The sequence below is a fragment of the Actinoplanes italicus genome (assembly GCF_003001815.1).
Taxonomy (GTDB): domain Bacteria; phylum Actinomycetota; class Actinomycetes; order Mycobacteriales; family Micromonosporaceae; genus Actinoplanes; species Actinoplanes italicus.
This window is the reverse complement of sequence record NZ_PVMZ01000005.1, coordinates 252,475-268,028: the sequence shown is the minus strand read 5'-3', so window position 1 is coordinate 268,028 and position 15,554 is coordinate 252,475. Positions and strand designations below refer to the sequence as shown.

At 70.3% G+C, this 15,554-nt stretch carries 13 protein-coding genes; 9 read left to right on the top strand and 4 right to left on the bottom strand.

Annotated features, from left to right (window positions below):
• Positions 1-70: 70 nt before the first annotated feature.
• Positions 71-733 (bottom strand): TVP38/TMEM64 family protein, encoded by a 663-nt coding sequence (locus CLV67_RS15065; protein ID WP_106318684.1) that lies wholly within the window; start codon positions 731-733, stop codon positions 71-73.
• Between the two features lie 45 nt (positions 734-778).
• Between CLV67_RS15065 and CLV67_RS15060 the strand changes: the two genes are divergently transcribed.
• Entirely contained in the window at positions 779-1,612 is an 834-nt protein-coding gene (locus CLV67_RS15060) for an NAD-dependent epimerase/dehydratase family protein (protein WP_106318682.1), read from the top strand.
• Here the strand turns inward: CLV67_RS15060 and CLV67_RS15055 are convergent.
• The gene (locus tag CLV67_RS15055; RefSeq protein WP_106318680.1) at positions 1,603-2,391 is read right to left on the bottom strand and encodes a hypothetical protein; all 789 of its coding nucleotides are present in this window, start codon (positions 2,389-2,391) and stop codon (positions 1,603-1,605) included. The two genes, CLV67_RS15060 and CLV67_RS15055, sit on opposite strands and share 10 nt — an antisense overlap.
• A gap of 53 nt (positions 2,392-2,444) precedes the next feature.
• Here CLV67_RS15055 and CLV67_RS15050 point away from each other — a divergent pair, with 53 nt between their 5' ends.
• Together CLV67_RS15050 and CLV67_RS15045 are read left to right on the top strand one after the other, a co-directional pair.
• Positions 2,445-3,335 carry an ADP-ribosylglycohydrolase family protein gene (locus CLV67_RS15050; RefSeq protein ID WP_106318678.1) on the top strand — a complete coding sequence of 297 codons (891 nt, stop codon included), beginning with the start codon at positions 2,445-2,447 and terminating at the stop codon, positions 3,333-3,335.
• 84 nt (positions 3,336-3,419) lie between these two features.
• A complete protein-coding gene (locus CLV67_RS15045) occupies positions 3,420-4,094 on the top strand; it encodes a GNAT family N-acetyltransferase (RefSeq protein ID WP_239166206.1) in 675 nt (224 codons plus the stop codon).
• 856 nt (positions 4,095-4,950) lie between these two features.
• On the opposite strand, the gene CLV67_RS15040 is transcribed toward CLV67_RS15045, so the two are convergent.
• On the bottom strand, positions 4,951-6,936 hold the full coding sequence (locus CLV67_RS15040; RefSeq protein ID WP_106318674.1) for an APC family permease: 1,986 nt from the start codon (positions 6,934-6,936) through the stop codon (positions 4,951-4,953).
• A 314-nt stretch (positions 6,937-7,250) separates the two neighbouring features.
• Here CLV67_RS15040 and kdpF point away from each other — a divergent pair, with 314 nt between their 5' ends.
• The 6 genes from kdpF (at position 7,251) to CLV67_RS15010 (ending at position 15,107) form a co-directional block, all read left to right on the top strand.
• A complete protein-coding gene (kdpF, locus tag CLV67_RS15035; protein ID WP_106318672.1) occupies positions 7,251-7,340 on the top strand; it encodes a K(+)-transporting ATPase subunit F in 90 nt (29 codons plus the stop codon).
• Complete coding sequence (kdpA, locus tag CLV67_RS15030) at positions 7,340-8,986, top strand: potassium-transporting ATPase subunit KdpA (RefSeq protein ID WP_106318670.1); 1,647 nt, start codon at positions 7,340-7,342, stop codon at positions 8,984-8,986. Before kdpF ends, kdpA begins: the two co-directional genes overlap by 1 nt.
• Complete coding sequence (kdpB, locus tag CLV67_RS15025; protein WP_106318668.1) at positions 8,983-11,058, top strand: potassium-transporting ATPase subunit KdpB; 2,076 nt, start codon at positions 8,983-8,985, stop codon at positions 11,056-11,058. Before kdpA ends, kdpB begins: the two co-directional genes overlap by 4 nt.
• Positions 11,059-11,063: 5 nt before the next feature.
• The gene (locus CLV67_RS15020; RefSeq protein ID WP_106318666.1) at positions 11,064-11,882 is read left to right on the top strand and encodes a potassium-transporting ATPase subunit C; all 819 of its coding nucleotides are present in this window, start codon (positions 11,064-11,066) and stop codon (positions 11,880-11,882) included.
• Positions 11,883-11,949: 67 nt separating this feature from the next.
• Entirely contained in the window at positions 11,950-14,433 is a 2,484-nt protein-coding gene (locus CLV67_RS15015) for a DUF4118 domain-containing protein (protein WP_106319101.1), read from the top strand.
• On the top strand, positions 14,430-15,107 hold the full coding sequence (locus tag CLV67_RS15010) for a response regulator (protein WP_106318664.1): 678 nt from the start codon (positions 14,430-14,432) through the stop codon (positions 15,105-15,107). Before CLV67_RS15015 ends, CLV67_RS15010 begins: the two co-directional genes overlap by 4 nt.
• On the opposite strand, the gene CLV67_RS15005 is transcribed toward CLV67_RS15010, so the two are convergent.
• Positions 15,095-15,535: a hypothetical protein gene (locus CLV67_RS15005; protein ID WP_106318662.1), complete on the bottom strand. Its 441-nt coding sequence runs from the start codon at positions 15,533-15,535 to the stop codon at positions 15,095-15,097. The genes CLV67_RS15010 and CLV67_RS15005 overlap by 13 nt on opposite strands.
• Positions 15,536-15,554 lie beyond the last annotated feature (19 nt).

Here is a 15,554-nt window from a genome sequence, read left to right as displayed (position 1 = left end):
CCGATCGGAGCGCGTACTCCGCTCTGAAAGATTTCAAAGCAGATGTGACTTACGCCACATATGTTGGAGTTTAAGGCACGCGTACGGTGTCGGTACGCGGTTCCCGTCGCCGCAGCATCGCCGCCGCGGCCGCACCACCGGCGGCGAGCAGCGCGGCGGCGGCAACGGAGACGAGGAAACCGGGACTGCCCGGGCTGAGCGCGCTGTCACCGAGCGACGCATACACGAACGTGCTCGGGGCCGCGCCTGCCGCCGTACCGGCCAGGTAGCTCCCGACCCGGATGCCGGTGGTGCCGAACCCGTAGCTGACCAGCCCGAACGGTGCGACAGGCAAGATCCGCAGCAGAGCTACGCCCACCATCCCGCGCCGGGTCAGCCAGCCGCCGACCGCGGCCAGGCGGGCTCGGGAGGCGACGAAGTCACGCCCCAGCGCCCGTCCCGCCGCGAAAGCCGCCAGCGCCGCCAGGGTCGCACCCGCCAGCACGTAGATCCCGCCCGCCAACGGTCCGAAGACCAGCCCGGCACCGGCCGCCAGCACCGACCGCGGCACCAACGCGAGCAGCAGAAACGCCGAGGCGGCGACGACCACGACCGGCCCGGCCGCACCGAGCCCGGACACCTCGGCCGCCAGCGCGGCCGGCTCGGGCACGCCGAACACGGCGACGGCGGCGGCGAACGACGACACCAGAACGACGAGCAGTGTCAGACGTACGGCCGGGCTGCGCGGAAACATCCGACCAGTGAACCAGGTGCCCTCACCGGCGATACAGAATGATCCATGCGCATGACTGCGGTGGTGACGGGATCCTCGGGCCGGGTGGGCTCGGCGGCGGTTGCCGCTCTCCGGGACGCGGGGTGGGATGCCCGCGGGTTCGACCGGGTCGGCGGCCCGGCGACCACCCTCGTCGGCGACCTGCGCGACCCGCGGGCACGCCGCGCCGCGCTCACCGGATGTGACATCGTGGTGCACGCCGCGGCCCTGCACGCCCCGCATGTCGGCAGCGTCGGCGACGCGCTGTTCCAGGCCGTCAACGTCGACGCGACGGAGGCGCTGCTGGACGAGGCCCGGCGCGCCGGGCTCCGTCGCATCGTCTACATCAGCAGCACCAGCGTGTACGGGCACGCGCTCGTCCCCACCGACCGGGCCGTCTGGGTGGACGAGCGGCTGCAGCCACGGCCCCGTGACATCTACGACCACACGAAACTGGCCGCCGAGCGGCTCGTCGCCTCGGCGGGGATCCCGTCGGTCACGCTGCGCATCGCCCGCTGCTTCCCCGAACCCCTGCCGCTGCTGGCCGTCCACCTGCTGCACCGGGCCGTCGGGCTGCCCGACGTCACGGCCGCGATCGCCCGGGTCCTGGACCACGACGACGTGACCGGGATCTTCAACATCGCCGGGCCGTACGCGTTCACCCGTGCGGACACTCCAGCCCTGCACCACGACGCCGCCGCTCTGATCAGCGAACGGCTACCGGAGATCGCCGCGGCGTTCCACGACCGGAACTGGGCACTGCCGTCCACGATCGACCGGGTCTACGACTCTGCCGCAGCCACGGAGGCGTTCGGATACCGCCCGGTCCACGGCGTCCACGACCTGCTGAGTCAGAACTGAGGCATCGACCGCTCGATCGGGTGCAGCCCGGCGATGACCAGGGCCAGCAGCTCGGTGCTGGACCAGTCGTGCCGGGCGGCCAGCAGCATCTGCGGCAGATCCGCCAGCGGCGCGGTCATGTCGACGGTCTGCTCCGGGTCGAAGACCGGGTCGTGGTCCTCGAGGCGTTCCCGGAAGGCGTCGACCGACAGCGACAGCACGTCGTTGGGGACGTCACCGAACGACAGGGCCTGATCGGGGTAGGCGTCGGCCCGGGGGAGACCCGCGATGGTCTCGATGGTGGCGATCTCGTCGGCGAGCACCAGCTCGGCGAGCGTGTGGGCGTGTTCGAGACCGTCGAGCAGGCACTGGTCCGACCACATGCCCTCCCACGTCACGGCGGCCAGCCCCGACCCGGAGACGTAGGTGGGCCGCGTGTCGCCGGTCGGCGCGTCGAACAGGTCACCGAGTGTGCCGGGGGCGCGGTACATCCCGTACGCCCGGCATCGCTCTTGATCGTTTCCGGACAGCGAGATGCCGCGCCGGGCGCGCTCACGGTTGGTCTCACCGGCGCGGCGCCCGTGGCTGGACATGTCGTAGCCGTGGTCGACCACCTCGAGATCGGCCGCGGGCGCGTCGAGTGCGTCGTACAGATAGGTCAGCAGGTTCGTCCGTGCGTAGTCGGCGGCGAACCGCAACGCGGCGCCGGACGCCTCCGGCGGTGTGAAACCGCAGCGCCGGGCCATGACGGCGTCGATGCGTTCCTGCCGGGCGGTGGCCGCCTCGTTCCTGCGTGACATGCCCGAACAATACTCAGTGGCCGTCCCCGCATCGACCCGGCGATGATCGTCGGATGGTGAATCGGACGGCGGCGGTGGCGGCGATGCGCGGGCTCGCGCTGGGAGACGCGTTCGGCGAGACGTGGTTCTTCCACCCCGCCGAGGTACTGGAGACGGCGCTCGCCGAGCGATGGCTCAAGGCCGGCCCGTGGCCATGGACCGACGACACCGCGATGGCACTGTCACTTCTCAAGATCCTTCGGCGGTACGGCCACGTCCACCAGAACGCGCTGGCCACCGCCTTCGCCGACGCGTACGCGAAGGACCCGAACCGGTCGTACGGCGGGTCGATGCACAAGGTGCTGCGGGCGATCGGCGACGGACAGGACTGGGCGGCCGTCACCCGCGGCCAGTTCGACGGCATGGGGTCATGGGGCAACGGCGCCGCCATGCGGGTCGCGCCCCTGGGCGCCTGGTTCGCCGGTGACCTCGACACCGTGGTGACCGAGGCGTCCCGCTCGGCGGCCGTCACCCACGCCCACCCCGAGGCCGTCGCCGGAGCGGTCGCGGTCGCCGTCGCGGCGTCGCTCAGCGTGACCGGAATCCCGGGCGGCGATCTCCTCGCGGCGGTCATCGAGCGGGTGCCGGACAGCGAGGTCCGCTCCCGCCTGCGCCGGGCCGCCCGGATCACCCCCGGCGCCGACCCGCGGCACGTCGCCGGCATGATCGGCTGCGGCCGGCAGATCTCGGCGCCTGACACGGTCCCGTACGCGATCTGGTGCGCCGCCACCGACCTCGACGACCTGACCGCGGCCCTGTGGACGACGGCGCTGGCCGGTGGCGACATCGACACCACGTGCGCGATCGTGGGCGGCATCGTCGGCGCCCGCACCGGCCTGACCGGCGTGCCCGCCGACTGGCTGGAGGCCTGCGAACCACTCCCCGCCTGGCTGGATCGCGGGTAGCGGCCGAGAGGACCTGCGCAGCCGACTGTGCGCGGAGGACCTCCGAGCCATGCTTCCGGAGGTCTCGAAACGCATGAAGGTGAATTGGTCGACCAGGCCGCCGTGCCGCCGCCTCCGATGAACCCGGTTGCACCGGGCGGCTCCCCGTCCGGAAAAGCGTTGGCCTTCCCTGCCTGCGTAGACCAACATGCGCTCGTGGATGCCTACCTGGACACTGAACGCTTGACTCTGCGCCGGTTCACCACCGACGACGCGGAGCTGTTGATCGAACTGGACAGCGACCCGGCGGTCATGCGCCATTTGACCGGCGGCGAGCCGACCGCACCGGAGCACTATCGCGAGCGCGGTCTGCAGAACATCATCGGCGGCTACGAGAGGTGGAGCGGCAACTTCGGGCTGTTCGCGGCGTATGACAAGGACTGCGGTGCCTTCATCGGCTGGTTCCACCTGTGTCCCGAGGAAGAAGGCCCGTTGGATGAGGTCGAACTCGGCTACCGGCTGCGCCAGTCGGAGTGGGGCAAGGGGTACGCCACCGAGGGTTCAAGGGCATTACTGGCCAAGGGATTCACGGAGCTTGGCGTACACCTGGTCTGGGCCGCGACGATGCTGGTGAACAACGGTTCCCGCAAGGTGCTGGAAAAGGTCGGGATGACGATGGCGGGCACCCTCGAGACTCCTCCCGACATGCAGATGGTCGAGGGTTCCGAGTACGGGGGTGTGCGGTACGAGATCACCAAGAAGCAGTGGGAACAGCGCTGATCTCCTCCGACCACCCGGCCTGATCGGCAGAAGGGCTTTCCCGCTGTTCCTCGGCGAACGGACCGTACTGTCGTCGGCACTTCGTCCAGCGCCTCGTCTTCGCCGATGGCAGGTGCCGGCATACGCAGATGGCTGTCTTTCAGTTGATTGGCTATGCCATAGCTTTCTGAGTTACATCAAAGACATCGAAGGCGACACGAGGGTGGTCGAAGCCATTACCGGGTTCAGTTGGGGGTTCAGCCGCAAAGGCGGCATTACGGTCGTCGAGTCCACGCGCCGCCTGGCGTCAGTCGAATGGAGTGGGCATCTGGACCTCCTTCACGGGGCGCATCCCGGATGGCGTTTCCTCGACGATTTCGAGACGCCATAGTCGGTAGTCTCGCCCATGCGTGCGAAATGCTCTCATCGGGAGAACAGGGTGACGGGATCGCGCCGCCTGAACAGATTTGGGTAACGGGGGTTACCCGAAACGGCTCGCGAGCGCCTGTCGCTGCTGCGGGTCCTCGGCGCCGAGGAGTTCCCGGCGTCGTTTCGGCTGAAGGCCATTTGACGGGTTCGGCACGACGATCATCGATGCGTCCGGCTGGTTCTGCCGGCTGGGGCGCAGACCGCCGGTGCAACGCGCGATCGGCGGCAGTGGGGAGTGTTCGGCCAACGCATCCGTGTCAGGAATAGAACCCGCTCCAGTACGACTCGGGGCCGACCGCGAAGTCTGCCGGCCGGTTCTCGCGTGGCCGGTGGTAGCGCTCCACAACCTCGTCGAGGGGCGAAGGGATGCCGCACTGTCGCACACGCCGTATGACCTGTATGCCATGAATTCTGCAGTTTTGAATGCAACAGGCCGCGGGACAGCCGCTCAGGCTCCGACGTGGATGCCGGGCCGGCGGTCCGGGTCGGACTCGTGCTCGCGGATGATCTCGCGGGCGACCGGTGCGGTGTCGCCGCGGCCGAGCAGGAAGTAGCGGACCATGTGGACCAGCGGGCTGCCCTCGGCCCAGGCGAAATGGCAGTGCGGGCGGACGCCGGTGGTGTCGCGCAGCGCGAGCAGGATCGCGGCGATGGCGTTCGGGGCGGCGGGCGCCTCGGCGCGGAGCACCCGGTGGCCGTCGACCTCGACGCCGCGGACGGTGAGGGTCTCGCTGAACGCGGACGGGTCGACGACGTCGATCTCGAGGAAGATCACGTCGGCGGTGCCGGGCACCGGGTTGTCGCCGCGCTGTTCGCGTTCCTTGGCGGCGTACTCGGCGGCGTCGCCGGCCTGGCGGCGGTTGGCGATGAGGTTGATACGGCCGTCGTGGGCGATCGTGTCGGTGATGAACCGGCGGGCCTCGTCGTCGAACTCGATGTGGTCGGCGCGTAGTTCGGTGGTCCGGGACACGCGGGAGATCAGCGAGACGACGATGATGCCGGCGATGAACATCGCGGAGATCGCCAGGCCGTCGGGCTTGTCGATGATGTTCTCGACCAGCGCGTAACCGAGGATCGCGGTCAGCAGCCCGAACCCGGCACCGGCGAGGCGCTGCCCGGCGCGGAAGGCCGTGATGGTGACCGCGAACGCGCCGGAGACCATCATGGCCAGGATGCCGGTGGCGTACGCGCCGGCCTGGGCGTCGACGTCGGCGTCGAAGGCGATCGTGATGGCGACGCTGATGATCGTGTAGACGAGCACGACCGGCCGTACCGCCCGGCCCCACTCCGGCGCCATGCCGTATCCGGGCAGGTAGCGGGGCACGATGTTGACCAGCCCGGCCATCGCGGACGCACCGGCGAACCACAGGATGAGCACGGTGCTGATGTCGTAGACGGTGCCGAAGACCTCACCGAGTTGCTCGTGGGCCAGCCACGCCAGGGCACGGCCGTTGGCGGCGCCGCCCTCGGCGAACTCGGCGGACGGGATCAGCACGGTGGTGACGAGGCTGCTGGCCAGCAGGTAGACGCTCATGATGAGGGCGGCACCGGTGAGCAGCTTGCGGGTGTTGTGGATCCGGGAGCGCAGGCGCTGCCCGTCGTCGGCACCGGTGGTGGCGACCAGCGGCATCATGCTGACACCGGTCTCGAACCCGGACAGGCCGAGCACGAGCAGCGGGAACGCGAGCACGGCCGGAACGATCAGGTCACCGGGACCACCGCCGCCGGAGGTGAGCGCCGTGGTCCACGCCGACCACGCGCCGGGCGTGGTGACGATCTCGGCGACGCCGACGGCGATGATGACGGCGTTGAGGCCCAGGAACACCGCCACCAGCGGGATGGCGACGCTCACGGCCTCGCTGAAGCCGAGCAGGAACACCCCGCCCAGCAACAGGAGCAGGATCACGGTCAGCGTCACGGCGTGACCGTGCAGGAACTGCGGGGCGTGCGGGTTCTCCAGCACGTGCAGGCTGGCGTCCGCCGCTGACAGGGTGATCGTGATGATCCAGCTGGTGGCCACGAAGCCGAGGAGCACGAGCACGAAGACCTTGCCCCGCCAGAACGGCAGCAGCCGTTCGAGCATGGCCACCGACCCGGCGCCGTGCGGGCTCTCCTTGGCCACGCGACGGTACATCGGCAGCATCCCGAGCAGGGTCAGCGCCACGATCAGCAGGGTGGCCAGCGGGGAGACGGCGCCCGCTGCCGCGGCGGCGATGGCCGGTACGTAGGCGAGGCTGGAGAAGTAGTCGACGCCGGTCAGGCACATCACTTTCCACCAGGCGTGCTGTTCGGTGTGCCCTTCGCCCGCGGCCGGGCCGATCGGCTGGACCCGGTGCTTGAGCAGCCACGTCGCCAGTGTTCCGCCGCGCGGTTCGCGCTGCGCCGGTGTGTCCACGACCGCGGGGATCGCGTACGCCTCGTCGGTGGAATTCATTGCCCGCTCTCATGTTGCCGTGCAGGAGTACGGGACGATCCTGACACCGGCCGGCCCGGTGGCCCGGCCGTAAGGCGTTAATAAAACGTCAAAACGAGCCGGGGGCGTCAACAGCGCGTGAATATCGCCGCGGGCCCCGTACACAACGCGTGAACAACCGTTTCCACCGGCTTTCCGGCGAGCTTCGCTGATGGGGCAACACCCGAGACACCATCACCATCCTGGGAGTCCTCCGTGGCTGATCTTCTCATCGTCGCGCTCACGGTGGCGCTGTTCGCAGCGCTGACCGTGCTGGTCAAGGCGGTCGAACGCGGATGAACGCCGTCAACACCATCGGCCTGATCCTGGCCGTGCTCCTGGCCGCCCTGCTGGTGGCCGCCCTGCTCTTCCCGGAGAAGTTCTGATGGCCGGCTGGCTGTTCGTGCTGACGCTGATCGCCGCGCTCGTGGCGGTGTACCGGCCGTTCGGTGACCACATGTACCGCGTCGTGTCCGGAACCCGGCACAGCGCCGTGGAGCGCGGCGTCTACCGCCTCGTGGGCGTGGACGCGAGCGCCGGGCAGACGTGGGGTGTTTACGCCCGCAGCGTGCTCGCCTTCTCCGCGGTCTCGATCCTGTTCCTCTACGCCTTCCTGAGGGTGCAGGACAGACTGTGGCTGTCACTGGGCCTGCCCGCCGTCGGGGACCACATCGCCTGGAACACGGCGGTGAGCTTCGTGACGAACACGAACTGGCAGGCCTACTCCGGCGAGTCGACGATGGGTCATCTCGTACAGATGGCCGGTCTCGCCGTGCAGAATTTCGTCTCGGCCGGTGTCGGCATCGCCGTGGCGGTGGTGCTGATGCGGGGCTTCGCCGCCCGTAACGCCGAGACGCTCGGCAACTTCCTCGTCGACCTGACCCGCATCACGCTGCGGATCCTGCTGCCGCTGTCGGTCCTGTTCGCGGTCGTGTTCATGGTCGGCGGCGTGGTGCAGAACCTGTCCGGCGGCACCGACGTGACCACCCTGACCGGCGCGACCCAGCACATCACGGGCGGCCCGGTCGCCTCGCAGGAGGCCATCAAGGAACTGGGTACGAACGGTGGCGGCTTCTACAACGCCAACTCGGCCCACCCGTTCGAGAACCCCTCTGCCTGGACCAACTGGGTGCAGATCTTCCTGATCCTGCTGATCCCGTTCAGCCTGCCCCGGGTGTTCGGCCGGATGGTCGGCCAGAACCGGCAGGGCTACGCCATCGCCGCGGTCATGGCGATCCTGGCGCTCGGCAGCGTCGCCCTGACCGTCGGCTTCGAGATCCACGGCGCGGGGACCGTCCCGCAGGCCGTCGGCGCGGCGATGGAGGGCAAGGAGACCCGCTTCGGCGTCGCGAACTCGGCCACCTTCGCCGCGGCGACCACGCTCACCTCGACCGGCGCGGTCAACTCGTTCCACGACTCGTACACCGCCCTGGGCGGGATGATGCCGATGGTCAACATGATGCTCGGCGAGGTCGCGCCCGGCGGCGTCGGCTCCGGGCTGTACGGCATGCTGATCCTGGCGACCATCACGGTGTTCGTGGCCGGGCTGATGGTCGGGCGTACCCCGGAGTACCTGGGCAAGAAGATCCAGGCGCGGGAGATCAAACTCGCGTCGCTGTACTTCCTGGTCACGCCGCTGATCGTGCTCGGCGGAACGGCCGCGGCGTTCGGGACCGGCAACGCCTCCACCGCGCTCAACGAGGGGCCGCACGGCCTCTCCGAGGTGCTGTACGCCTTCACGAGCGCCGGCAACAACAACGGCTCGGCGTTCGCCGGCATCACGGTCAACACGCCCTGGTGGGACATCGCCCTGGGACTGGCCATGCTGCTCGGCCGGTTCCTGCCGCTGATCCTCGTGCTCGCCCTCGCCGGGTCGCTGGCCCGCCGGCAACCCGTGCCGGAGTCCGACGGCACCCTGCCCACCCACCGGCCGCTGTTCGTCGGCATGGTCGCCGGTGTGACCGTGGTCCTGGTCGCCCTCACGTTCCTGCCCGCTCTCGCGCTCGGCCCCCTCGCTGAAGGACTGTCATGACCACCACCCTGAACGACCTCATCGAAGTGGACCCGGCACCCGAACCACCGGCCAAGCCGGTCAAGGCCGGTCTGCTCGATCCGAGGCAGCTGCTTCGTTCGGTGCCCGACGCGCTGCGCAAGCTCGACCCGCGCGTCATGTGGCGCAACCCGGTGATGTTCATCGTCGAGGTCGGCGCCGTCTTCACCACGGTGCTGTCGATGGCGCAGCCGAGCCTGTTCGCCTGGCTGATCACGATCTGGCTGTGGCTGACCGTGGTGTTCGCGAACCTTGCCGAGGCCGTCGCCGAGGGCCGCGGCAAAGCCCAGGCCGCCACCCTGCGGTCGGCCAGGCAGGACACCGTCGCGCACCTGACGGACGGCCGCGACATCGCGGCCCCGCAGCTGCAGCAGGGCGACCTGGTGATCGTCGAGGCCGGGCAGGTGATCCCCGGTGACGGCGACGTCGTCGAGGGCATCGCCAGCGTCGACGAGTCGGCCATCACCGGCGAGTCCGCCCCGGTGATCCGCGAGTCCGGCGGCGACCGTTCGGCGGTCACCGGCGGCACCCGGGTTCTGAGTGACCGGATCGTCGTGCGGATCACGCAGCGGCCGGGGGAGAGCTTCGTCGACCGGATGATCGCGCTGGTCGAGGGGGCGAACCGGCAGAAGACGCCGAACGAGATCGCCCTGAACATCCTGCTCGCGGCCCTGACGATCATCTTCCTGCTGGCGGTCGTGACCCTGCAGCCCCTGGCGATCTTCTCGAAGGCCTATCAGGCGGCGGCGCCGGACACCGCGGCGCTCGACGGCCACGGCGTCACGGGCATCGTGCTCGTGTCCCTGCTGGTCTGTCTCATCCCGACGACGATCGGGGCGCTGCTGTCGGCGATCGGCATCGCCGGCATGGACCGGCTCGTGCAGCGCAACGTCCTCGCGATGAGCGGCCGCGCGGTCGAGGCGGCCGGTGACGTGAACACGTTGCTGCTGGACAAGACGGGGACGATCACTCTGGGCAATCGTCAGGCTGCTTCGTTCGTACCGCTGCAGGGGGTTGATCCTGAAGTTCTCGCGGAGGCGGCACGGTTGTCGAGCCTGGCGGACGAGACTCCGGAGGGGCGGTCGATCGTGGCGCTCGCCGGTGGTGGCGACGTGCCCGCACCGGCCTCCGCGCAGTGGGTGCCGTTCTCCGCGCAGACCCGGATGAGCGGCGTCGACCTCGGCGGACGGAGGATCCGCAAGGGCGCGGCGAGTGCCGTGCTCAAGTGGGCGGGCGTGCGTGACGCCGAGGTGGACGAGATCGTCGACCGGATCAGCTCCGGCGGCGGAACCCCGCTCGTCGTGGCCGAGAACGATCGGGTGCTGGGGGTGATCCACCTCAAGGACGTGGTGAAGCCCGGTATGCGTGAACGGTTCGGCGAGATGCGGCGGATGGGCATCCGCACCGTCATGATCACCGGCGACAACCCCAGGACCGCCGCGGCGATCGCGGCCGAGGCCGGCGTCGACGACTTCCTGGCCGAGGCAACACCCGAGGACAAAATCGCTTATATCCGTACGGAACAGCAGGGCGGCCGTCTGGTCGCGATGACCGGTGACGGCACCAACGACGCGCCCGCGCTCGCTCAGGCCGACGTCGGCGTGGCCATGAACACCGGCACGTCGGCGGCCAAAGAGGCGGGCAACATGGTCGACCTCGACTCCGACCCGACGAAACTGATCGAGATCGTCGAGATCGGCAAGCAGCTTCTGATCACCCGGGGCGCGTTGACGACGTTCTCGATCGCCAATGACATCGCCAAGTACTTCGCGATCATCCCGGCCATGTTCGCGGCCGTCTACCCGGGCCTGGACACGCTCAACATCATGCGGCTGCACTCGCCCGGCTCGGCGATCCTGTCCGCTGTCGTCTTCAACGCGATCGTCATCGTCTTCCTGATCCCGCTCGCGCTGCGCGGCGTCCGGTACCGGCCGTCGTCGGCGAGCCGGCTGCTCAGCCGCAACCTGCTGATCTACGGCCTCGGCGGCGTGGTCGCCCCGTTCCTCGGCATCAAGCTCATCGACCTGCTCATCCAGCTCATCCCGGGGATCTGATCCAGATGCGACTTCCCGCCTGGCTTGCCCAGCACCTCGCGGCGCTGCGTGCGCTGCTCGTCCTCACCGTCGTTCTCGGCCTGGCGTACCCGCTGCTCATGGTCGGGATCGGTACCCTGCCCGGCCTGTCCGGCAGGGCGTCCGGCTCGATCGGCCCGGCCGGCAGCACCCTGATCGGCCAGTCCTTCGACGACGATTCCCGCTACTTCCAGAGCCGGCCGTCAGCGACCGGGTACGACCCGGCCGCGACCGGCGCGAGCAACCTCGGCCCGGAGAGCATCGTCGACACCCTCGGCGACGATCCGTCGCCGAGCCTGCTCACCCAGGTCTGCGCGCGCAGTCTCGCCGTCGGCGAGCGTGAGGGCGTCGACGGCCGCCGGCCCTACTGCACCGCCGAGGGCGTCGGCGCGGTCCTCGCGGTGTTCCACCGTGACGGCTTCACCGGGCCGGTCACCAGGGTCGTGTCGGTCAATCAGACCGGCACCCCGTTCCTGGCCGTCTACCAGGGTGTCCGGGTCGAGCCGGCGGAGAACGGCGTGGACTACCGGGCCCTCGGCGCCGTGATCACCCCCGTCCGCGGCGACGCGCCGTCGCGACCCGTCGTGCCCGCCGACGCGGTCACCGCCAGCGGCAGCGGCCTCGATCCGCACATCAGCCCCGCCTATGCCGCGCTCCAGGCACCGCGCGTCGCCCGTGAACGCAACCTCGACCTCGCCCGGGTCCGGGAGTTGATCACCGAGCACACCGACGGCCGTACCCTCGGATTCCTCGGCGAACCCGGTGTCAACGTCCTCGAACTCAACGTGGCACTGGACGGCAGGTGAAGGACGCGGCGGGCCGGCCCTGTCGCTTCAGGGCCGGCCGGCCTCCACGGACGAGAGAATGGCCCTCATGCCTCGCGGTGAACTGCGGATCTACCTCGGCGCCGCTCCGGGCGTCGGCAAGACGTACACCATGCTCGAAGAAGCCCATCGCCGCGCCGAGCGCGGCACCGACGTCGTGATCGCCCTGGTCGAGACGCACGGCCGCAAACACACGGCAGCCATGCTCGGCGACCTCGAGGTGGTGCCGCGCCGCGCGATGGACCACCGCGGCGCGACGTTCACCGAGATGGACCTCGACGCCGTCCTCGCCCGCCGGCCCGGGATCGCCGTCGTCGACGAGCTCGCCCACACCAACGTCCCCGGGTCCCGCAACGCCAAACGGTGGCAGGACGTCCAAGAGCTGCTCGACGCGGGCATCAGCGTGCTGACCACCGTGAACGTCCAGCACCTGGAGTCGCTCAACGACGTCGTCGCCCGGATCACCGGCGCCCAGCAGCGTGAGACAGTGCCCGACGGGTTCGTCCGCGCCGCCGAGCAGGTCGAACTCGTCGACATGACCCCCGAGGCGCTGCGCCGCCGGATGGCGCACGGCAACGTCTACCGGCCCGAGAAGATCGACGCGGCTCTCGGCAACTACTTCCGCACCGGCAACCTCACCGCCCTGCGCGAACTGGCCCTGCTGTGGCTGGCCGACAAGGTCGACGACCAGCTCGGCCGGTACCGCACCGACCACGCCATCGACTCCACCTGGGAGACGCGCGAACGCGTCGTCGTCGCGCTGACCGGCGGCCCCGAAGGCGACACCCTCATCCGGCGTGCCTGGAGGATCGCCGCCCGCACCAAGGGCGCCGACCTGATGGCCGTGCACGTGGCCCGCAGCGACGGACTCGCCGGCGCCGACCCGGCCGCGCTCGCCCGGCAGCGGGTCCTGGTCGAGAGCCTCGGCGGCAGCTACCACCAGGTCGTCGGTGCCGACATCCCGCAGGCACTGCTCGACTTCGCCCGCGGCGCCAACGCCACCCAGATCGTCCTGGGCGCCTCCAGCCGCGGCCGGTTCGCGCGATTGTTCGCCGCCGGGGTCGGCGTCACCACCATCGCCCGGTCCGGTTCCATCGACGTACATTTGGTGCCCCACGAGCGTGCCGGTCAGGGCCGCCGCCGGGGCCCGCTGCCGGCGGCGCTGTCCCGGCGGCGCCGCGCCGCCGGATTCGCCGCGGCGCTTCTCGGCCTGCCGCTGCTGGTCGCGCTGCTCAAACTCGGCCCGCACCTGTCGCTGACCAACAACATCCTGCTGTTCCTGGCGGCCGTCGTGGGTGTCGCCCTGATCGGCGGCCTGTGGCCCGCCCTGATCGCGGCCGTCGGCGGGTCCGTGATCCTCAACTGGTTCTTCACCCCGCCGCTGGGCCGGTTCTCGATCGCCGAGGTTCAGAACCTGCTGGCCCTGGCCGTCTTCGTCGCCGTGGCCGTGGCCGTCAGCTGGGTCGTGGACACGGCCGCCCGCAAGACCCGGCAGGCCGCCCAGGCGTCCGCCGACGCGCAGACCCTGGCCACCGTCGCCGGCAGCGTGCTGCGCGGCGAACGACCCCTGATGGCCCTGCTCGACCGGCTCCGCGAGACCTTCGCCCTCGACTCGGTGACCCTGCTCGACGGCGACACCGTCGTCGCCGGCGTCGGTCAGCAGCTGTGCGCCACCCCGGCGGAGGCCGACGTCGAGGTCAAGGCCGACGGCGATCTGACGGTGCTGCTGCGCGGCCGGATCCTGGAGGCCTCCGACCGTCGCATCGTGGAGGCCTTCGCCGCCCAGGCCGCCGTCGCCCTGAAACAGGAGCGCCTGGCCACCGAAGCGGCCGCCGCCAAACCGCTTGCCGAGGCGAACAGGCTGCGTACCGCTCTGCTCGCAGCGGTCAGCCACGACCTGCGCACCCCGCTGGCGGCGGCCACGGCCGCGGTCGCCGGTCTGCGCAGCCCCGACATCCAGCTCGACGACACCGACCGCGAGGAACTGCTGGCCACCACCGAGGAGTCCCTCGACCGCCTCGACCGGCTCGTGGCCAACCTGCTCGACATGAGCCGCCTGCAGGCCGGAGCCCTCGGCATCGCCGTCATCGAGGTCGGCGCGGAGGAGGTGGTGCCGCGTGCCCTCGACGAGATCGGACCCGGTGGACGGCAGGTCAGGGTGCACGTGCCCGACGATCTGCCGCCGTTGCGCGCCGACCCCGGCCTGCTCGAACGCGTCCTGGTCAACCTGGTCGGCAACGCGCTGCGCTACAGCCCGCCCGGTCAGCCACCGGTCATCACGGGCAGCAGCCACGGCGGCATCATCGAACTACGCGTCATCGACCACGGCCCCGGCATACCCCACGATCGGTGGGACGACGTCTTCCTGCCCTTCCAGCGCCTCGGCGACCGTGACAACCACACCGGCGTCGGTCTCGGCCTGGCCCTGTCCCGCGGCCTCACCGAAGCCATGGGCGGCACCCTCACCCCCGACGAGACCCCCGGAGGCGGACTCACCATGATCGTCGCCCTGCCCGCCGGGGAACCGGCATGACCCGCGTACTCGTCGTCGACGACGAGCCGCAGATCGTGCGGGCCCTGCGGATCTATCTCAAGGCTCGCGGCTACACCGTCGACACCGCACCCGACGCCGCCTCCGGGCTGCACCTGGCCGCCCGTAACCACCCCGACCTGGTCGTCCTCGACCTCGGACTGCCCGACATGGACGGCACCGAGGTCGTCCGCGGCCTGCGCGGCTGGACCGCCGTCCCCATCATCGTGCTGTCCGGACGCGCCGGCAGCCTCGACAAGGTCCAAGCTCTCGACGCGGGCGCCGACGACTACATCACCAAACCGTTCAGCATCGACGAGCTCCTCGCCAGGATCCGCGCCGTCACCCGCCGTACCCACAACGGCGACGACGCCGGGCCGCAGGTCCTCATCGGCCGGTACACCGTCGACCTGGCCGCCCGCTCCGTCACCGGCGACGACTCCGAGGTACGGCTGACCCCCACCGAATGGCAGCTGCTCGAACACCTGCTGCGTCACCCCGGCAAGCTCATCAGCCAGCGGCACCTGCTGCACGACGTCTGGGGGCCCGAGTACCACGGCCAGACCAACTACCTGCGCCAATACATGGCCCGCCTGCGCCGCAAACTCGAGGCCGATCCCGCCCGGCCCCGCCATCTGCTCACCGAACCCGGCATGGGCTACCGCTACCGGCCGTGATCCGGGGCCCGTTCATCGCCGCCCTCGGCCGGTGAGGTCCATCCGAGACTGTCGCAGCCGGGGCAGAACACGAACGACCGGGTGCCGTCCCACGGTGCGGCCCTCCCCTGGGACACCGTCAACCGGCCCCGGCCGCGACACTGTTCGCAGGTGACGGCGTGCCGCGGGCGCGGCGGCCTCAGGTGGGCCAGCTCGGGATACAGCTCGGCGGCCCGGGCCAGGCCGAAGGTGCGCTCGCCCGGATCGGCGGGCCGCAGCGGGCCGTCCTCGTCGTCGTTGCGGACGACGTCACCGGCCGGCGTCAGATACAGGACGGGGCCCCAGTAGCTGAACAAGGGGAGGTGTCCCCGACGGGCGGCGCCGCCGCGCCAGTCGGGCGCCCGAAACGCCTCGTCGATCAGGCGTCCGATCAGTTCCTCGTCCGTCATCCGCGCAGCGTACGAACCT